This is a genomic window from Alteromonas sp. CH_MED4-4 (assembly GCF_037029575.1).
Classification (GTDB): domain Bacteria; phylum Pseudomonadota; class Gammaproteobacteria; order Enterobacterales; family Alteromonadaceae; genus Alteromonas; species Alteromonas macleodii.
The window spans coordinates 154,021-173,057 of the sequence record NZ_JAYMEU010000006.1 but is presented as its reverse complement, the minus strand read 5'-3'; the positions used below and the strand labels follow the sequence as shown (position 1 = coordinate 173,057).

17 protein-coding genes and 1 pseudogene are annotated in these 19,037 nt (G+C 45.1%); 3 read left to right on the top strand and 15 right to left on the bottom strand.

Annotation, left to right across the window (positions count from 1 at the left end):
• Nucleotides 1-77: 77 nt before the first annotated feature.
• From WA381_RS06575 to WA381_RS06505, 15 genes and pseudogenes are all read right to left on the bottom strand, one after another.
• Nucleotides 78-359: pseudogene (locus WA381_RS06575) on the bottom strand (prepilin-type N-terminal cleavage/methylation domain-containing protein); the annotation flags it as partial.
• A gap of 44 nt (nt 360-403) precedes the next feature.
• Nucleotides 404-898: a hypothetical protein gene (locus WA381_RS06570; protein WP_014975387.1), complete on the bottom strand. Its 495-nt coding sequence runs from the start codon at nt 896-898 to the stop codon at nt 404-406.
• Between the two features lie 27 nt (nt 899-925).
• Complete coding sequence (locus WA381_RS06565; RefSeq protein ID WP_156085771.1) at nt 926-2,161, bottom strand: type II secretion system F family protein; 1,236 nt, start codon at nt 2,159-2,161, stop codon at nt 926-928.
• Nucleotides 2,161-3,873, bottom strand: coding sequence for a GspE/PulE family protein (locus WA381_RS06560; protein ID WP_156085770.1), 1,713 nt, complete (start codon nt 3,871-3,873; stop codon nt 2,161-2,163). Before WA381_RS06560 ends, WA381_RS06565 begins: the two co-directional genes overlap by 1 nt.
• Nucleotides 3,873-5,099, bottom strand: a complete 1,227-nt coding sequence (locus WA381_RS06555) for a tetratricopeptide repeat protein (protein ID WP_156085769.1) — start codon at nt 5,097-5,099, stop codon at nt 3,873-3,875. Before WA381_RS06555 ends, WA381_RS06560 begins: the two co-directional genes overlap by 1 nt.
• Nucleotides 5,096-5,998, bottom strand: a complete 903-nt coding sequence (locus WA381_RS06550; protein WP_156085768.1) for an ExeA family protein — start codon at nt 5,996-5,998, stop codon at nt 5,096-5,098. The genes WA381_RS06555 and WA381_RS06550 overlap by 4 nt, the downstream gene beginning before the upstream one ends.
• A gap of 2 nt (nt 5,999-6,000) precedes the next feature.
• Nucleotides 6,001-7,749, bottom strand: coding sequence for a pilus (MSHA type) biogenesis protein MshL (mshL, locus tag WA381_RS06545; protein ID WP_156085767.1), 1,749 nt, complete (start codon nt 7,747-7,749; stop codon nt 6,001-6,003).
• A complete protein-coding gene (locus WA381_RS06540; RefSeq protein WP_101563273.1) occupies nt 7,733-8,053 on the bottom strand; it encodes an agglutinin biogenesis protein MshK in 321 nt (106 codons plus the stop codon). Before WA381_RS06540 ends, mshL begins: the two co-directional genes overlap by 17 nt.
• Nucleotides 8,054-8,062: 9 nt before the next feature.
• Nucleotides 8,063-8,710: a type II secretion system protein M gene (locus WA381_RS06535; protein WP_061439059.1), complete on the bottom strand. Its 648-nt coding sequence runs from the start codon at nt 8,708-8,710 to the stop codon at nt 8,063-8,065.
• Nucleotides 8,685-9,311 (bottom strand): PilN domain-containing protein, encoded by a 627-nt coding sequence (locus WA381_RS06530; protein ID WP_156085766.1) that lies wholly within the window; start codon nt 9,309-9,311, stop codon nt 8,685-8,687. The genes WA381_RS06535 and WA381_RS06530 overlap by 26 nt, the downstream gene beginning before the upstream one ends.
• A complete protein-coding gene (locus WA381_RS06525; RefSeq protein WP_156085765.1) occupies nt 9,308-10,222 on the bottom strand; it encodes an agglutinin biogenesis protein MshI in 915 nt (304 codons plus the stop codon). The genes WA381_RS06530 and WA381_RS06525 overlap by 4 nt, the downstream gene beginning before the upstream one ends.
• Nucleotides 10,223-10,388: 166 nt before the next feature.
• Nucleotides 10,389-10,892 carry a hypothetical protein gene (locus WA381_RS06520; RefSeq protein ID WP_156085764.1) on the bottom strand — a complete coding sequence of 168 codons (504 nt, stop codon included), beginning with the start codon at nt 10,890-10,892 and terminating at the stop codon, nt 10,389-10,391.
• Between the two features lie 136 nt (nt 10,893-11,028).
• Nucleotides 11,029-11,613 carry a phosphoglycerate mutase family protein gene (locus tag WA381_RS06515; RefSeq protein WP_156085763.1) on the bottom strand — a complete coding sequence of 195 codons (585 nt, stop codon included), beginning with the start codon at nt 11,611-11,613 and terminating at the stop codon, nt 11,029-11,031.
• A 108-nt stretch (nt 11,614-11,721) separates the two neighbouring features.
• Nucleotides 11,722-13,269, bottom strand: coding sequence for a glycerol-3-phosphate dehydrogenase (gene glpD / locus WA381_RS06510; RefSeq protein ID WP_156085762.1), 1,548 nt, complete (start codon nt 13,267-13,269; stop codon nt 11,722-11,724).
• Between the two features lie 304 nt (nt 13,270-13,573).
• Nucleotides 13,574-14,332 carry a DeoR/GlpR family transcriptional regulator gene (locus tag WA381_RS06505; protein ID WP_156085761.1) on the bottom strand — a complete coding sequence of 253 codons (759 nt, stop codon included), beginning with the start codon at nt 14,330-14,332 and terminating at the stop codon, nt 13,574-13,576.
• Between the two features lie 160 nt (nt 14,333-14,492).
• Between WA381_RS06505 and glpK the strand changes: the two genes are divergently transcribed.
• From glpK to WA381_RS06490, 3 genes are all read left to right on the top strand, one after another.
• The gene (glpK, locus tag WA381_RS06500) at nt 14,493-15,977 is read left to right on the top strand and encodes a glycerol kinase GlpK (RefSeq protein WP_156085760.1); all 1,485 of its coding nucleotides are present in this window, start codon (nt 14,493-14,495) and stop codon (nt 15,975-15,977) included.
• A gap of 305 nt (nt 15,978-16,282) precedes the next feature.
• On the top strand, nt 16,283-16,663 hold the full coding sequence (locus WA381_RS06495) for a TonB-dependent receptor plug domain-containing protein (protein WP_336148485.1): 381 nt from the start codon (nt 16,283-16,285) through the stop codon (nt 16,661-16,663).
• The gene (locus WA381_RS06490; protein WP_336148486.1) at nt 16,569-18,995 is read left to right on the top strand and encodes a TonB-dependent receptor; all 2,427 of its coding nucleotides are present in this window, start codon (nt 16,569-16,571) and stop codon (nt 18,993-18,995) included. The genes WA381_RS06495 and WA381_RS06490 overlap by 95 nt, the downstream gene beginning before the upstream one ends.
• Nucleotides 18,996-19,037 lie beyond the last annotated feature (42 nt).

The window sequence follows — 19,037 nt, the reverse complement described above, 5'->3', positions numbered from 1 at the left end:
GTTTTATTATCGAGTTCGAGGAACGCCTCGAAAAGCATATTAACTAATGGCAGTTACACAGAATCTGTTACAGGCTCATAACCGATGGTGCCGTCTACCCCTACTTGCGTCTGATCGTAAGTGATTACAGTGCCGTTCCCGTTTCCATTGTTTCCGCTCGGACGGCCTTCAACTTCCCACTGCGCTCTTACAAGACCTACCGCTGCGGCAAAACCACCAGCGACACCTTCAACACTTGCTTCCCGAGCTTCATCAGTAACATCTATAAAGCGTGGTAATGCTGTGGCCGCAAGCAACCCTAGAATGATTACAACAATTATCAGCTCGATTAGCGTAAAGCCTTGTTGTTTGGTGTTCATAACATCTCCTTGATGACGATAAGGCGAATTGTGCCGCCGTTTAATCAACTATTTCTTTGCCTGACAACGCCGCTACCAGCGTTATATTCAAACCAAATCTCTTTTCCCCAAAAGAATGCACATTGTAAGTAACCGTTTGCATACTGGTCGCTTACGGTCACTGTTGACAGCGCTTCACCTTCTCTTAAGGTTGCAAGTGTCAGCATGTATTCGCACGCATTCCCCTGTTCTTTTTCAAGTCCTTCGGGCCAGCCTTTTTCATTAATGTATAGCTCTGCCGCCACATCTTTGTGCTGTTTAACTTTGCCACCAGCGTCAAACTCAGTTTCGTAAATAAGCACAGTATCTTGCTTAGTCTTTATCCATTGTGCCCTGGCTAACATCACCACTCGCTGAAACTGTGCAACCGCGTTCTCTTTGTTAACCTTTTCCGCTTCATCAATAATTGGTGTCGCGTAAAACACGTATGTTGTCCCAATAACAGCAAGCAATACGCCTATAACAACAAAATTAAGTAACCCCGTTTTGGTGCTTGCCACGCTTTTCCCCAGTTATAAAGCGCTTTATCAGCCGCCTTTCACCGCCGACATCATGTTCCACATTGGCGTAAATATGCCAAGCGCCAGGATCAATACCATTACCGCAACAAAACCAATCAAAATAGGTTCGATTTTGGCCGTTAAACTTTTCAAGTCGAAGTCGACTTCACGTTCGTAATAGTCAGCACTTTCTTCTAACAACGGTTCTAGTCGCCCCGTCTCCTCACCTACTGCAATCATCTGTAGTACAAGTGTAGAAAACAGTTCGCTATTTTTCGAAACTCTCAGCAAACTTTCGCCTTTTTCGATCCCTTGCCGCATTTCTTTAATGCGCTTTTGCATGTGCGCGTTGTCAACGGCGTCGGCAGTAAGTGAAAGGCCTGCGGTTAACGGCACGCCTGCACGCAAGATCATTGAAAAACTTCGGCTATATCTTGAAAGTAATGATCGCTCAATAATGCCGCCCACGACAGGCAACTTTAGTTTAAATTTGTCCCATTTGAGTCGTCCATTAGTCGAATTAACGTATTGTTTAACTGTGAAAATCCCTCCCACAATCACAATAATTAGCAGCCACCAATAGTTCACAAAGAAATTGGAAGTACCAATTAACACGCGGGTCATAATTGGAAGTTCAGTGTCAAAGCGCTCAAACATTTGGGTGAACACTGGCACAACAAATAGATTTAAAATAAACATGGCAATTGCTAGCGCAATTAACACAAAAGTGGGATAGCGCAGCGCCGATTTTATGCGCTTGCGGGTTTCTTGCTCGCGTTCGAAATAGAGGGCAAGCTGTAGGAATACGTCGTCTAATTTACCGGTATTTTCACCTACCACCACCACGGATATGGTAAGTCTCGTAAACACCTTTTCATATTTAGCCATGGAAGAAGACAGACTTCGTCCCTGCTCTAACTGGTCTGCAATATCTTTCAAAATCTCTTGAAAGCGTTTGTGCGATGCATTTTCGCTTAGGCCTTTAATGGCGCGAATAATGGGAATACCGGCCTTTAACAATGAGTACATTTGGCGGGAAAAAATGATCATTTCATCCAGTCCCACCTTTTGTTGAAATAAACGCGTGATATCGAAGCCGTCTCCTTCATTTTCTGCACTGCGCTTTTTTGATTCAACAATGGTAAGAGGCACAATGTTTTGTGACAGCAAGGCTTGTGCTGCGGCTTGCGCTGACGCGGCTTCAATAACCCCTTTTTGAGGCCCGCCTTGCGTTGACTTACCTGCGTACTTGAACTGTGGCATTAGTGATTCACCACTTCAGGAACAAATTCAGCGACTTTGAACACTTCATCTAAAGAAGTTTTGCCCTGAGCTGCGTAGTCCAGTGCCATGTGAGATAAAGGAACAAAGTCTTTATTCGCCTTAGTCGCATCTACGAAGCCCTGCGTGTCGTCTTCACGCAAGGCCTCCATCATGTCCTCGTTCATTTCCAGAAATTCAAAAACACCTATCCGGCCTTTGTATCCTGTGTGATTACAACTGTTGCACCCGCGCCCTTTATAGAAGGTGGCAGAGGCTAACTCAGGTTTCAAGAAGCCAACCCACGCTTGTTCTTGGGCGGTTGCAGGCTTTTCTTCTTTACAGTTTTCACACACCCTACGAACCAGACGCTGTGCAAGCACTCCTCGTAATGAAGTAGCAACCAAATACGGCGCCGCGCCCATATCGATAAGGCGAATAGCGCTGGTTACTGAGTCGTTGGTGTGAAGCGTACTTAATACCAAGTGGCCGGTTAATGCACCTCGAAGACCAATCTCTACGGTTTCTTGGTCACGCATTTCCCCCACCATGATAATGTCGGGGTCTTGACGTAACGTAGTGCGAAGAATGGCGGCAAAGTCCAGCCCAATTTTGGCATTAACCTGAACTTGGTTGATTCGCGGTAGACGGTATTCAATGGGGTCTTCAGCCGTTATGATTTTAAGGTCAGGCTTATTGAGTTCGCTAAGTGCCCCATACAGAGTCGTAGTTTTACCGGAACCCGTAGGCCCCGTTACCAGGATCATACCGTGGGGACGATTAATGGCAGCTCTAAATTTCTCTGCCATAGCATCGGGCATACCGGTTTGGTCTAGCGTTAGAAGGCCAGCAGACTGGTCTAATAAACGCATAACTACCGCTTCTCCATTGGCTACCGGCATGGTCGACACACGCACATCTAAGGTGTGTCCTTTCACTTTAATATTAAATCGTCCGTCTTGTGGAATTCGCTTTTCAGATATATCCAAGCCAGACATGAGTTTGAGGCGTAGTACCAGCGCCGACGCTATTTTCACTTGGTTGAGCGTGTTTTCTTGCAAAACGCCGTCGACACGTTGACGAATGCGCAGGATTTTTTCATCGGGCTCGATGTGAATATCTGATGCCCTAACTTGAACGGCATCTTCAAATATGGAGTGAAGCAGCTTAACGACCGTAGCATCCGAGGTGGTGTCATCAAGTGCTGACAACTCAAAATCAGCCTCGTCTGCATACTCTTCACCTAGTTTTTCAGCAAACGACGCGATGTCCTGGGTACGGCGGTAAACAGAATCAAATGCCTCTAGCATTTGGTTCTCTTGTACGATAGCCAGCTCAATGGTTCGGGGAGCAACTAACGGGCCCAGCTGGTCTAAGCCTCCCAAGTCCGTTGGGTCGCTCATACCCAGCAGCACTTCATCGTCGTCCGCTTCTAACACCAAGGCACGATAGCGACGTGCGTAAGTCTCTGGGATAAGCTGAGCTTGCTCTGGGTCTATACGGCGCTGTGTTATATCTAAGAAAGGAATATTTAGCTGCTGTGCCAAGAAGCGAAGGAGCTGCGGTTCGCCGATAAAGCCCAAATCGATAAGTGTATCCCCCAGTTTGCGCCCTGACGTTCGCTGCGCCGCAAGCGCATTGTCAAGCTGCTCACTGGAGATAATGTTTTCGTGAACGAGTAAGTCGCCAAGGCGCATCTTTAATCGAGGTCGCATTAAGGCTGCTCCTGTAAATCAGTTAGACGCGAGTTTGCATATTGTGCAGATGCAGAGGAAAGCCCGCCAATGGCGAGTGCCCTGGAATAAGATGATATCGCCAGGCGCTCATCTGCCAATGCGTCATAATTCACCCCTAGTGCCAACCACCATTTCGCATTATTAGGCTGTAGCGATGTCATAGCGCTGAATGCTGATATCGCTTGCTCTGACTTATTGATGGTTTGAGCAGAGGTGCCCTTTAAAATTAGATAGTCGGCACGGCCTTCGGCTAACGCTTTAGCATCCAAGCTATCAGGCATCAAATTCAATACTTCTTCGAAGCGGCTTTCCTGCACCAGAATTTTGGCCATTAGCTCTCGCCAAATTAATTCGCTAGGCGAGATCACAATGCCCTCTGAAAGTACCTGCAGAGCCTGTAAATTATTGTTTTGTCCAAAATAAAGTGCAGCCAGCTGCTTGCGCGCCTCGTCATTTTGCGGAAAGGTTGCCAGTGCTAGCGTGAAGCTTTTTTGAGCCTCATCAAAAATGCCAAAGTTATACGCTTTATGTCCTGCTTCTAAATGCACAGCACTTTGTTGTTCAGGTGACTTAGGTGCTACCTCAACTACAGGCTCTCTGGTTATGATATTTGTGGGTTTAGGCTCTGCGGTCTTCGAGCTTGCGGGTTGTGCCTTGCTTGCCGCAGACAGTTCTGATTGAGGGCTACTGGCGTTTGCGCTGTTATTGACGCTTGACGCATTCACATCATCAGCTGTGCTGGTTGCTGATACCGTAGTTGTAACCCTTTTTCTGTATTGAGCTTCATCATCTTCTAATGACTCATCAACGGTATTGAAAACCAGCTCAGCCACATCTGACGCACGGTTTTGTAGCGCCATATCACTTTCAGATAACGGGGTTGATTGCATTCCTTGTGACGGCGCATTTATATCTGCTGTGCTATCGGCAACACGCTCTGATATTGTACTTTCAGCAGACGGGTTGTTAACGCTCGGGGCACTTGAAACGGCCGTTGTGCTTAATCTATCTTCATTTTTTTCGCGATGAGAAGTACCAGATAAAAGTGTAATTCCTAACCACACTACAAACACCAAAACGGCGATGATTATGAGCGCTTTTGGCCATACTGGACGTTGACTGACTTCAACGGTTGGCGGCAAACCAAAGTCTTCACTTTTATTGCGTTCATCCAGTGACTTTAAGGTGTCATTCAAAATACTCATATGCCACCTGCGCCGTATACATGTAGTACACTTGCAACTGCCACCACAGCAAGCGACAAAATAACAAGACTCTGCCTTGGGACAAGTCTGCGTTTACAGTCATGTGTATCGAAAACGGCGCTTAGGGTATGTGACCAGGTCGCCGACGCCTTGCCCTGACCATATGCGCGCAAAAGAATCTTATGACAAACTATGTTAACCAAGCGAGGCGTACCCTTGGTAACCAACGCTATAAATGCGCGCAGTCCTCTAGATATCAACTGCTCGTTACCACCTGCTGTCGTCAACCGGTGACCAATGTAGTAATCGACTTCGGCTGACGTCATTGTGCGTAAAGTGTAAGAAAAACTTATTCGCTGGCGTATTTGTCTTACTTTAGGGTTTGCCAAGTTGTCATCAAGTTCAGGCTGTCCAAACAAGACAATTTGAAGCAGCTTACTTTTTTCCGTTTCCAAATTGCTAAAAAGACGCAGCATCTCAAGAGCATCCCAACTCAGCGACTGCGCTTCGTCAATGATTAATACCGCTTGTCGCCCCTCTTTTTTAAGGGCTAATAGCTTTGTCTCTATTGCATTATGCAAGCCTTGATTATCACTATTTCCTTCCGTAACAATACCTAACTCTCTCGCAAATGCTTGGCGTAATTCATCAGGCGAAAGGTATGGGTTGGGTAAATAGCAGGCTACAAATTTATCAGACAGATGATTTATCAATTTACGGCATAACAATGTCTTACCTGTACCGACTTCACCGGTTACTTTTATAAAGCCTTCAGACATACTCAATGCTGATAAAATGACTTTCAACGCTTCATTGTGTGGCGCAAGCGCACAAAAGAAATCCGTATTCGGGGTAAGCGAAAACGGCATATCTGTGAAGTGAAAAAAGCCCTGATACATAATTAGTTTCTATACCACTGATCAAGTAATGACTGAGTGCGAAGGCGCTGTTTTTCCCACGTGTCCGGTTGCACAACTGATGGGCGTATCAAGATCACCAGCTCGCGCTTACTCTGCGTTTTGGCTTTGTTTTTAAACGCGTTACCAATGAATGGAATGTCACCCAACAAAGGCGTTTTTGATTCTTGCTCACTGGTAACGGTTTCCATCAAACCGCCAATCACGACAATTTCTCCATCGCGGGCACGAATTACCGTATCTGACTCTCGGATATTACTTTGTGCCAGTGGCAGCAAGATTTGCTGATCGCCCACCTGAATGACTTTAGTCTGCTCTGCCGTTTCCGTTACTGATGGGTGAACGTGCAATATAACCGAGCCGCTTCTATCAATTTGAGGAGTAACATCTAAGGCAATACCTGAAAAAAACGGGGTAAGTTCGATGTCATTTTCGTTTTCGGTTTGAGTCGCGCTTTGATCTTCACTGGTCGACACATCGGTGACAAAGTATTCGTCCTGACCGACCTTAATCACTGCTTTCTGGTTGTTAGTGACGGTCACTCTGGGGTTACTCAACATCTGAACATCACCTTGGGTTTGCAGCATATTGATAACGCCGTCAAAGTCACCTCGGGAAATTCTCAAAGTAGAAACGCCGCCAATATCTGTAGAGATTGAGTTCCCTATGCCATTAACTGCATTTATGGCTGGATCTATACCTGCAGCGGTATTTGCAGCAAAGTTTGACGCTATAGCTCCGCCGCTGAAGCCAAAGTTCACGCTGCCCGTCAAGCCGCTTGCAATGCGATCCCAGCGCACGCCTTGCTGATAGCCGTCGTTTAGCGTGACTTCAATAATGCGCGCCTCTAATACCACCTGTCGCTGTAAGCTCTCTTGGCTTTGGTTTAAAAAGTCTTTCACCACTGCGATTTCGCTGGGCAATGCTCGAACGGTCACTAAGCCTGCTTGGGGTGAAACCACAACTTGGCGACCTTCTGTTGAAGAGACCAGTACTTTTAGTGCCTCTTTTAAATCGCTCCAAAAGTCGTTCTCACTGGTGGTCTGAATGTTTGAGCCATTGAGCTGCTGGATGTTATTGCCGCCAAGTCCGCCTTGGCCTCCAAAACCACCCTGACCACCTAGCGCGTTCCCGCCAATGTTGTTATTGCCGTTAATTCCACCGTTGTTGCCACCATTGTTTTGGTCTTGCTCACTTACCCCACCGGCAATAACGCTTACGTTAGATACACCGAAGCGCTTGATCATAAGAAAGTTAACCGGGATCGATTCCGTCTTTAGTTGAGAAGGCATAACCTGAATTACCTTTCCTTCCAAAAACACGTCTAACGGATACATTCTCGAAATAATGGTTAATACATCTTCTAACGCCACTTCTTTGAGCGTTAAGCTAATTTGCCCCGACACGGCTGGATGAACCGCGACACTGTAAGGTGTGTCTTCAACTAACGCGTCGAAAAACGGACGCACGTCTACATTGTTAGCAGAAACTGCAAACATTTTCTGTGATGTTGGCGCAGGTAACGCTTGATAACGGGCAACCTCTGCCAGCAGTTCTTGATTAAGCTGCGGGGGCGGTGTTGGTTTACTTGATGTCGTATTCTGAGAACGTGCTAGTTCATCGCGAATATGAGGTTTTACTTCCTCGCCAACACCATAAGATTGGCAACCTGCCACAACTAACGCTGCAGACAAAACCAATGTGTTAACAATGAGGCTATTTTTTAATTTCATATGCATACATTCTTAGTATTTTCTGCTGACGTCCGTCAGTGATAACCACGTTCTTGGGGTTAATTTTTGATACGGTGTATTCGTTAAGTGTGTCGCCCACGCGGTAGGATTTACCCGATATGATGGCGCTATAACCTGTACTGCGTTTAAAGATAGATTGAAGTGCTAGTTCTCCTGCTACAGCATCATCATTGCTAGACACTGATGCACTGGCGATTGCAGGCCTAGTCGGGTCGACAGACGCAACTGTAGGTAAGCATGTTGCTATCGCTAAAGCTGTGACCACAATTCTTAACCGTTTCACACTCTCTCCTTACAGCGAGATAAAGGTTTCATTATTGCTTACCGTTGCTAACCCCAGTGCTAACGTGGCACTTGGGTAAGCTTCAACGTTGTAAGCAAAATCTGTTACTACGACTTTTTCAGGCGCGGCTTGAAGGCGCGCTAGGTAGCTACGCAGGTCAAAGTAACTTCCCTCAATAATTAAGCGCATGTTATGACGGTAAAACGGGGTGCTTTGAGACTCACCGTCACCAAAGCGTACTGTTTCGGTAGGCTCGACCTTAAAATTCACTAAACGTACGTTGTCTTCTTCGTTTAGAAGCGTCATAAGCAGCTCGGGCATTCGATCGGCTGCGACAAACCCTTCATTAAGTGAAAGTAGTGCCTCATCAATTGATAGTAGGTCTTTTCTGGCCTTATCGAGTTCTAGCTGCGTGCGCTTTGTATAATCGATGGTTAGCGCTTCTTGAATAGCATCTCTTTGAATGACCAATGCTTTGTGCTCGCTCTCCTTTCTGATGACTGCTTTATCGGTTGCAGACAAGTCATCAAGTGCAGGCGAAACACCGAACCAGAAGAATAGATAGATAATGAGAGCAAAACTCACCCATGTAATTAGCTGTTTTTCTCTGCTTTCAAGAGCGGAGAATTTCTCAGAGAGCTGCTGGTACTGATTCATCAGCGTCTCCTTCAAAATCTGTGGATATCAAGAATTGTTTCACGTTTTCTTTGCCGTCTACTTCATCAAACTGCACTGAAGAAAATGACTTACCTTGGAAAAACGGAGACTGCTGCAACTTTTTAAGCCACACAGGTATAGATGAAGGCGCCAAGGTTTGGCCTGACAGGCGAATGGTTTGTGTATCGATATCAATACTCGTCAGCCATAGGCTCTGATTGTGGAAATTAGCCAAATCGTCCATAACCTCGCCGTACTTTGTTGCGTCAAATGACAACTCTCCGCTATCAAGATACGCTAACAGACGTCTTCGGTTTTCAATTTTGGCGTTCACCTTTTCAAGCTGTTGCTGAAGCGACTGGGTGTCTCGTTTCTTCTCGAGTGCAGCGCTTAAGGTTTTAATTTCGCTATTCAGTTGGCTAATCGCGTTTGTTTTTTCATTTAACTTTTTCTGCTTCGCCCCCAACGTAATATTGAGCGCGATTACCACCACCAACATGACACCTATTGCCGCGCCATTAAGCCAAAGTACCTTCGAGAATGGTAACCGCTCTTTCTTTGGTTTAAGAGAGTCCTGATAGAGGTTTATCGTTCTTTTCATGCCACCTCTCTCGCTGCAACAAGTGCACTTGCTAACGCAAAGTGGCAGGCAGGTTCAACTACATCGGCTAAATTAAGCTGTGAAGTAAAGACATTCATGGCAACGGGCTGAAACGGCTTCAGCCGTTCGATCACTGGCACACAGTCAAATTGAGTTTTAAACAGAATTTCTTTTAAAGGCGGCTGCTTAAGTTGCGACTCATAGAAATCCATTGAGCGTTGAATTTCTAATCCCAAAGTATCACTTAGCTGTGACAGGTCTGTCTGCTCATTAACTTTGCTTACAAATCCACGTAAGCGACGTGCCAACCAAATAGCCTGAGAGCGCACTATCATTAAAAACGGTTCACTGTTGGGCTCTTGGATGATGAGTAGTCGCGCATAGTCATCATTTGGCACCATTTCAGTTGCTAACACTTCTTTGGTGTGGATATGTGTAAGCTGCTTGTCTTTCTTTTTTGCCATGCTCGCTGCGACGGCAGCAAGTGAGGACCTTTCGGCAGCGAATACATTTATCTTTTGGCCGCCACTCCGACTTTTAACCGGGTAGTCGACATAGTCTAAAACCATGTTGCTGGAGTCATAGGGAACCAGCTCTCCGAGAGTCCACGGTAACGCTGTTGTAATATCCTCTTCTGCCATTTCTGGCTTATCAACCTGTACCATGTGGTACATATGCTGTGAAAGCACTATAGAAACATTACAGGTCGACTTAGCAAACGGGCTTAACGCCGCCGATAGCTGTTGCTTAAGAGGCTGATGCTGATCATAGGGAATTGAAGAAACAGAATTAAGTGAAACAGCGTCGCCACTGCGCTCTATAGCCACAATGTGTAGCTCAGAAGCACAGACCGATACGCCTACAGTGACGCTAGTTTTTTTACTTTTCGAAGAAAATAAGCGTGAAAGCATATATCTACTTAATTCGTTAATGCCGAGTATTATCTTATAATCAACAATACCTTATGGCGCCAATAAGTAACATGGCATTAACTCAAAAGTAGACTAATTATCTAAATAGAACAAATACCTATATAAGCATAGGCCTATATTGTGCACCCTCGTTTATGTGGCCAGTTTAATCGCTTAAATTTGTTACTGTTCCGTTTGCAGGAAAATAGTCGAAATACGCGCCGCTACTTAAGCTGAAGCGACACCAATAGTTGTCTTCGTTCTCTTCAAGTTCAGCATAGTAGTCGGCATGGATCTTAAAGCCGTCCACGCGCAGTGGTGTCGCCACTAGCGACGTCCATATTTTTTCACACCCTTCACTAGAAAGCTCAGCGGTCGGCCATCCGTTGTGATTCATTCGCACCGGAGTACGGTTCGTTTCTTTGCCCGACTCATTGTAGTGAATTAGCATTATCATAGTAGTGGGTTGGCGGACTCGCCATTGCCAGTGAGACGAGACGACGTGACGCTTAAACGTATCTAGGTTTAGTGCAAAGGCGATTGTTGTGGTGTCTTTCTCGTCGGTATGAAGAAAGTTGATAGTAACGCCAAGGGTAATTGCAAAAATAGCTGAAATAGCCGCCTTAAAAACATTAGACGTGGAAGGTTTCTTTTTGTTGGTTTTATTCATTGTCGATTCCCCATGCCTTTGTTCAAGTCGTTAGCGCTTGTTAGGCATTGTTCTATTTTATCGACATTTTGAAGAAAAAATGAAGTAGGTATAAATAAACCTTAAGAATTTCTGGTTAAAAAACGAAGACTCAGCATTATGGCAACGGCTTGTGCAATATCGTAATTCCCCAAAAATCACCGTCTTTTTGCTTTAATTGCCAGCCATTTTTTATGAGTGTTTTTCGGGTGTAATAGTTAGTCATACCATGCCCGAATAGCACTATCCGCTCGTGTTTCTCACACAGTTTTTCAATACGCTCGGAAACAAGATTAACCCTTTGCTTGGCAGCTTTGAAACTTTCAAATCGACCTTTAAATCCTATGAACCATAATGCACGGCTTAAGACGACCCAGTGCCAACTGCGCAAGGTGAACGGAAGTTTGTAGTAAGGAATATCCATTTCTTTAAGATAGGGCAACTCTTCATCAATTTGAGTCGCGCCGTAATAAGCCGCAGACAATTTAGCCCTTAGTAACGGGCTAACCACAATGTAGCTGTCGTCGATATGGGTCTTCTGCTTTGGGTGACTTGTTGGATCGAGTATCGATTTATCATAGTTACGCACCCACTGAGCATATTGAGCTGCGTTTACTTTGTCATTATGCGCCGAGAGAGGCTTACCGTGTCTAATAAGTACGACTTCCTTGACGGAAGTATTGTTTATCACGTCCATGTTCATTTAAAGTCGTCTACTTTATCCTGTTGGGCTAGCTAATCAATGGCGATTGAGCCACCTTATCGCTTTTCAAGCAAAGATGGCTCCTTCTAATGCGTACCTTTTCACGGGTTAGGCGCTTGCCAATACAGCATCCACAGACTCATCCGATTGAACTGCGCCAGAAACTTTCGTTGAGATATAAGAGGACAGCACTTCCTGTTGTGCTTTGTCCAAGCGTAATCCATGTTTTGTTCTGCGCCAAATCACGTCTTCTAGACAACAAGCCCACTCGCACTCTATAAGGTAATCAACTTCTGCCTGATACATACCAGCCCCGAAATGAGTCCCCATAGCATCTACTGACGCTTTACCTTTAAGAAACTTATAACATAGCAAACCATACTGTCTTGCGTAGCGTTCAGCGATAGCGCTGTCCAGCCAAGAAAACTCGGAAGTTAGTTGAGCAACTAGCGATTCTTGACTCTCAAATGCACCACCTGGTAGCGGTACTTCTTTGGTCCACGCTTTTTTCGCTTTCGGGAAACATGAGACAAGTTTATCTACCGCGTGCTCTGAAAGCTTTCGATAGGTTGTAATTTTGCCGCCGAAGATATTAAGTAATACGGGCTTTCCAGCCTCACCCTTAAGCTCTACTTTATAGTCCCGAGTAAGTTCTTGTGCTGACGCGTTTTTCTCTTCTAAGAGTGGGCGCACGCCACTGTAAGTATGGACTATATCTTCGCGTGTTATCTTGGACTTGAAGTAGTTGTTTACGACTTCAATTAGGTAATCAGTCTCTTCGTTTGAAATTGCAGCGTCAGACGGATTACCTTTAAAGTCTTCGTCTGTTGTGCCCACAAGTGAGAAATCACCTTCGTAAGGGATCACGAATACAATACGCCCGTCTTTATTTTGCAGAATGTACGCTTCATCAGAGTTATATAGCTTGGGAACGACAAAGTGGCTTCCCTTTACCATGCGCATCGCATTGGGGTTGTGAATATTTACCAAGCGATCTAGAAACGATACTGCCCACGGTCCAGCCGCATTAACAATTGATTTGGCCTTGACTGTAAACGTTTTCCCTTGAGACGTTTTAAGCTCCACATTCCACAAATTATCTAACTTTTCAGCTTTAACGCATTCAGTACGCGTATATATCTTCGCCCCCTGATCTTGGGCAGCTAGTGCATTTAGTACCACTAAGCGTGCGTCATCTACCCAACCATCTGAGTATTCAAAACACGTTGAAATATCGCTAACCAGCGGGCTTTCACTGGTGGTCGTTAGCTTACGTGAGCGCGGCAACATATTGCGCTTAGCCAGCGAGTCATAGAGGAATAAACCAATTCGTATCATCCACGCAGGGCGTAAATGCTTTTGGTGAGGCAAACGAAAACGTAGCGGCCACATGATGTGAGGCGCTTTCTTCAACAACACTTCACGTTCTGCCAGCGCTTCCTTCACTAAGCGAAATTCATAATGTTCTAAATACCTAAGCCCACCATGAATCAATTTGCTGCTAGAAGAAGACGTTGCGCCTGCGAGGTCACCTTTCTCGCACAAAGCAACCGAAAGCCCGCGTCCCGCAGCGTCAAGCGCGACGCCTACGCCGTTAACACCGCCGCCAACGACTAAAACGTCGACTGTCTGTTCAGTTTGATTGCTTTGATTCATACATTGCCTCTAGTGGTATTTATATGGATATCCTCATATGGTTGTCTATTTGACAAGCAAAAAGAAAACATGTCAACACAAAACGAACATTTACGAACATTAAAGAAAGTTAAAATTCGTAATTAAAAGGAATGAACAAATCCAATCGCAACAATATTTGACTGATTTACATTGAAAAATACGTGGTGTGTAAGAGCGTTTGCGGCAACAGTGCGTAATATTTAAAGAAGACTGCCACAAAGTAGAATGCGACCAAAACAGAGAACAGGTTTAAGAGTAGTGGAAAACTATGGTAAATAGATGGTCACGCTTTGACAAAGGTGATGTTATTTTGTTCGATTATCTTGCTTATGCTGGGCGGCGGCGTTTTATCACAAACCAAGCAATCAACCTGTGAAATGTGCCCCTGCTCCACCATTGCGCGGCGTTCAAACTTACTGTAGTCCGCAGCTAATATAACGTGTTGAGTATGTTCCAAAATGGCTTGGGACACTTTCACTTCTCTGAAATCAAAGTCAAGTAGTGCACCGTCCGAACTAATACCACTGATACCGATAATGCCGTAATCCATGCGGAACTGGCTTATAAAATCGCAGGTTGCCTCGCCAATGATTCCGCCATCGCGATAGCGAACTTCACCGGCAGCAATAATGACGGAGAAATCCTCTTTAGCCGAAAGAATGGTAGCAACGTGAATATTGTTGGTTACCACGTGAAGATTTTTGTGGTTGAGCAACTTAGTTGCAATCATTTCCGTCGTCGTACCGATATTAATGAACAACGATGCGCCGTCAGGGATCATTGCAGCCACTGCTTCAGCAATTTTCTCTTTGACTTCGCTGTTTTGGGTTTTCCTTTCCTGATATGGCGTGTTTTCCCAACTTCTGTTAAGGCCAGCACCACCATGATAGCGGCTCACCACACCATTTTCAGCAAGCTGGTTTAGGTCTCGACGGATTGTTTGCGGCGTAACTTCGCATGCACTGACCAAATCATCAATGGACATAAAACCATGTAGCTTTATAAGCCCAACAATTTTTTCGTGTCTTTGCGTTTGATTCATCGCGAGTCCCCAGAATTAGAAAATTACACCAATTATACGTGCTTAACTTCAATGTTCCCATAACAAAACGAAACGCCAATGTTCGTTTTCGAAAATATAGCATTGTTAATCCTGTGTAAATGATGCAAACTCTATGAAAACTATCTTCAGGAGTGACCTTATGGGACAACATATCCTTGCCATTGACCAAGGTACAACAAGCTCTCGCAGCATCATTTTTTCTCCAAAGGGCAGTATAGACGCTATTGCACAGCAGGAGTTCTCTCAAAAATATCCGAAAGATGGCTGGGTTGAGCATGATCCAGAGGAAATTTGGGAAAGCGTTGTCTCTACCCTCAAAGAAGTTTTCAAGAAATGTTCATTAACACCATCAGATATCGCAGCCGTTGGTATCACTAACCAGCGCGAAACAACGTTAGTGTGGAATAAAAACACTGGCGAGCCTGTCTACCCGGCAATCGTTTGGCAAGACAGACGCACAGCCCAGCTTTGTCGTGATTTAAGCGAAGACGAAGAACTCGTTTCACACATTACTGAATCGACAGGGCTTCTATTAGACCCTTATTTCTCTGCCACTAAAGTAGCTTGGATATTAGACAATGTACAAGGTGCAAGACAGCAAGCCGAGGACGGAGAGCTGCTGTTTGGAACCGTAGACACGTTCCTTATATGGCGCTTAACGGGTGGTGAGTCACACAAAACTGATGCCACCAATGCCTCGCGTACAATGCTGTTCGACATCAATAACCAATGCTGGGATGAGAAGTTACTTGATAAATTCAATATCCCACGCTCAATGCTACCCGAGGTGATGGACTGTGCGGCTGACTTTGGTGTAACGAAAGAAGACATCATAGGCAGAGCTATTCCGATCCAAGGCGTAGCAGGCGACCAGCAAGCAGCATTAGTAGGCCAAGCATGCTTTGAAAAAGGCATGGCCAAAAGCACTTACGGTACCGGCTGTTTTATGATATTGAACACTGGTGACGCCCCTTTGCAATCGAAAAACCGATTACTCACCACCGTTGGGTATCGTTTAAACGGCAAAACGACTTATGCGCTTGAAGGCAGTATTTTTATGGCCGGCGCAACCGTTCAATGGCTCAGAGATGGCCTGAAGCTTATCGACGATGCCGCCGAATCGGAGGCACTTGCACAGCGAGCAAGACAAGATAACGGCGTGTTCCTTGTCCCGGCATTTACTGGTTTAGGCGCACCTTATTGGGATCCAGATGCCCGTGGCGCAATTTTAGGTTTAACCCGCGACACAGGCATTAGCGAAATCGTTGCTGCGGGACTTCAGTCTGTTTGCTACCAGACTAAGGACCTGCAAAAAGCAATGGAAAGCGATGGCGCTCGCCCCACAACTATTCGTGTAGATGGCGGTATGTCGCGTAATGATTGGGTTATGGGCTTTCTTTCAGACATATTGGGCGCTGAAGTAGAGCGCCCTGAGATTACGGAAACCACCGCTCTTGGTGCTGCCTTCTTAGCAGGATTACAGGCTGGTGTCTTCAATTCAATCGACGATTTAACCCATTGTTGGAAGAGTGATAGCGTTTTCACTCCAAGATTGACCAAGCAAGAACGTGATCAAGCCTATGATGGTTGGAAAGCCGCCGTCGACCGTATCCGCTGCAGCTAATTTTCCTTTATTTTTCTGATTGTTAATAAAGTGCGGCTATAGACCGCACTTTTTTTATACAAAAAAATTTTTTATAACATTGTAATTACATTGTCATTTTGTGCTAGTATTGGATCCAAGGTAAACATTTCACCTTTTACCTTAAATCAGAAACGCTATATTTTTCATAAAGTTACAAATAATAATCACGAAAATATAACGTTAAATGTGTAAAAGTATTGTTAATAAGCTTGATCCGCACATACTAAAAACGTAATTTAAGTGCAAAGTACGTTAAAACGTAGCCTACTCACGGAGAAAACACAGTGACACATAAAATTAACACATCACAGTTAGGCCCTATCGCGAAACGCTCACTTTTAGGTGTTGCTATCGCCTCTGCCCTACATGCCCCTATTTCACTGGCACAGGAAGCAACTACTGCTACTGATAAAGAAGTGGAAGTTATCGAAGTTAAAGGTTTTACCAGCTCTCTGAAAGCATCAATGCTAGATAAGAAAGCATCTGATGTTGTTTACGACGGTATTACGGCTGAAGACCTAGGTAAATTTCCAGACCAAAACGTAGCTGAATCACTACAAAGAATTACTGGTGTTGCCATTGATCGTTCAGGTGGTGAAGGTCAATTTATTACTGTGCGTGGTTTCGGCCCAGATTGCTACAGAAAACCAAGGTCGTGCTTTTAGTTTCGATACGCTTCCAGCTGAACTTATTAGCGGTGCAAAAGTTTACAAGAGCCCTCTCGCTTCTATGCAAGAAGGTGGTATCGGTTCAACCGTAGAAATCACAACTGCTCGCCCATTCGCATTTGACGGCTTCAAGGCCGTTGCAAGTGTAAAAGGCATGTACGAAGACATTTCTGAAGAAACAACGCCACAAATGTCGGGCTTAATTACCAATACCTTTATGGATGGTAAACTAGGTGTGTTAGCTGCTGCATCGTTCCAACAGCGTAAGCTACAAACAAACATGCTAGAAACGCGCTACTGGCGTCCTGAAGTAAGCCTAACCAATCGTTCTGAGCTAGATAACCCTGATTACGCTGACAATGCCCAGTTCAACGGTGTGTACATTCCGCAGAACTTTGACCAAATCGTTGATTTAGTCGATCGTGAAAGAACATCTGGTAACCTTGTTGTTCAGTATGCTCCTAACGATGACATGACGCTTACTTTAGATGGTCTTTACTCTAAATTTGAAGTTGACTCAGACGCACACAGTGTTGGCCACTGGTTCTCTGATAGCAACCTCGACAACATGTCTTTCACTGACAACGGTAGCCTATCAGGTGTAACAAGCACCGTTGTAGACGGTGTTGGTGGTGCGACTGACTTTATTCGCCGCCGCTACGGCCGAGATGTTGAAATCCAGGCTTTCGGTGCAAACTTTGAGTGGTTAGTAAACGACAACTTAACTGCAAACATTGATATCTCAACTTCAACTGCCGAAGACAGCAGTGGCGGTGACAACTTCTTCACTGTTGTGGGTTATAACAATGAATACAGTGTAGATTTCACAGGTGCTACTCCATCATTGACTGTTGCCGGTGGTGATGCCGCTTTACAAACACCTTCACTAGGTCGTATGCACTACAATGAGCGCAACGGTTTTGACACGGAAGATACCATCAGTGAGTACCGTGCAGACTTCTCTTGGGTACCTGATTCAGACAATGCGTTCTACAAAGCAGATTTCGGTATCTATTTCCAAGATCGTGAAAAATCTAATACTCGCTTGTTCGCTTCTGGTTGTGACATTTATTGCGGCTACACATTCGATCTTCCTGACGAGCTTCTAAGTGTATTTACTGCACAAAACTACTTCGGCGGTGTGCCTAATCAGTGGCTAACTTATGACCCTGAAGCGTTCTTTGACTACGCAACATCTGATGCAGCAGTACAGCAAATTGCAGACGCTACAGGTGAATCGTTTGACGACGTTCGCGCAGCGATTGATGCAACAAATATCGGCAACCCACAGCCAAGCAATGACTCATTCGTAGTGAGCGAAGAAGTATTAAGTGCGTACGCACAATTCTACTTCACTACTGAAATCTCAGAGATGCCACTTGATGTGAATTTTGGCTTCCGCTACAGCGAAACTGACACTTCAGTAGACGGGACAAGTCAGATTGTAAGAGATCTTCAGCCAATCCCTAACGATCCGTCAGACCTTAATGTAGTTTATGAAACAGAAGTAGGTGCGCCGGTTAACGAGAAAAACAGCTACTCTTCGCTGCTTCCTAACTTAAATGTTAAGCTACAGTTAACTGACGATTTATACCTACGTTATGCGTTTTCTGAAACGCTAACGCGTCCAATGATGGATGACTTAGTGCCTGTATTTAATGTTACTGTGAGCCGTCCGGGTAACTTGCAAGCACAAGCGGGTAACACTGAACTTAAGCCATATAAAGCCACCAGCTGGGATGTATCTTTAGAATGGTACTACGACGATACTAGCTACTTCTCAGCTGCAGCCTTTAACAAAGAAGTGGAAGACTTCATTGCAGGTGATGTTGCTGATGAGTCTCTTTTCTTAGAAAGTGGCGAGTATGTATTTAGCGTTCTGCGCCCTCGTAACGGCGATACGCTTGAAGTTGAAGGTTTAGAGCTTGCTTGGTTGCACACGCTTGAAAGCGGCTTCGGTATCCAAGCTAATGCTACTATCGTTAACTCAGATGCAGAATTTAGCCTACCAGGTTTAGGAAACTCACAAAACATTACATTGTTCTACGAAAAAGATGCGTTCCAAGCGCGTGTTGCACTGAACAATCGTGAAACCTTTATGCAAGAAGCGGTAAGTACTCTTGGTGGTACCGAGCCTCGTTTCACTGAGACTTACACCCAAGTTGATATGAGTGTAAGTTACGATGTAACTGAGTCTCTTACGGTATTCTTCGAAGGCATTAACATTACTGACGAAGAGCTAACGCGTCGCGGTCGCTTATCAGAACATTTCGTTCAACAAGTTGCTGACGGTGCTCGTTACGCTGTTGGTGTTCGTGCTAGCTTCTAATAACAACTAGTCTATCAAGGGGGCGCTGTTGCCCCCTTTTGT

Bases quoted from the DNA above. Each gene is read 5' to 3' on its own strand.
- WA381_RS06535 (WP_061439059.1), bottom strand. From the start codon at position 8,710: ATGAATCAGTACCAGCAGCTCTCTGAGAAATTCTCCGCTCTTGAAAGC.
- WA381_RS06505 (WP_156085761.1), bottom strand. From the start codon at position 14,332: ATGAATCAAACGCAAAGACACGAAAAAATTGTTGGGCTTATAAAGCTA.
- mshL (WP_156085767.1), bottom strand. From the start codon at position 7,749: ATGAAATTAAAAAATAGCCTCATTGTTAACACATTGGTTTTGTCTGCA.
- WA381_RS06520 (WP_156085764.1), bottom strand. From the start codon at position 10,892: ATGAATAAAACCAACAAAAAGAAACCTTCCACGTCTAATGTTTTTAAG.
- WA381_RS06555 (WP_156085769.1), bottom strand. From the start codon at position 5,099: ATGAGTATTTTGAATGACACCTTAAAGTCACTGGATGAACGCAATAAA.
- WA381_RS06565 (WP_156085771.1), bottom strand. From the start codon at position 2,161: ATGCCACAGTTCAAGTACGCAGGTAAGTCAACGCAAGGCGGGCCTCAA.
- glpK (WP_156085760.1), top strand. From the start codon at position 14,493: ATGGGACAACATATCCTTGCCATTGACCAAGGTACAACAAGCTCTCGC.
- glpD (WP_156085762.1), bottom strand. From the start codon at position 13,269: ATGAATCAAAGCAATCAAACTGAACAGACAGTCGACGTTTTAGTCGTT.
- WA381_RS06550 (WP_156085768.1), bottom strand. From the start codon at position 5,998: ATGTATCAGGGCTTTTTTCACTTCACAGATATGCCGTTTTCGCTTACC.
- WA381_RS06530 (WP_156085766.1), bottom strand. From the start codon at position 9,311: ATGAAAAGAACGATAAACCTCTATCAGGACTCTCTTAAACCAAAGAAA.
- WA381_RS06525 (WP_156085765.1), bottom strand. From the start codon at position 10,222: ATGCTTTCACGCTTATTTTCTTCGAAAAGTAAAAAAACTAGCGTCACT.
- WA381_RS06515 (WP_156085763.1), bottom strand. From the start codon at position 11,613: ATGAACATGGACGTGATAAACAATACTTCCGTCAAGGAAGTCGTACTT.
- WA381_RS06560 (WP_156085770.1), bottom strand. From the start codon at position 3,873: ATGCGACCTCGATTAAAGATGCGCCTTGGCGACTTACTCGTTCACGAA.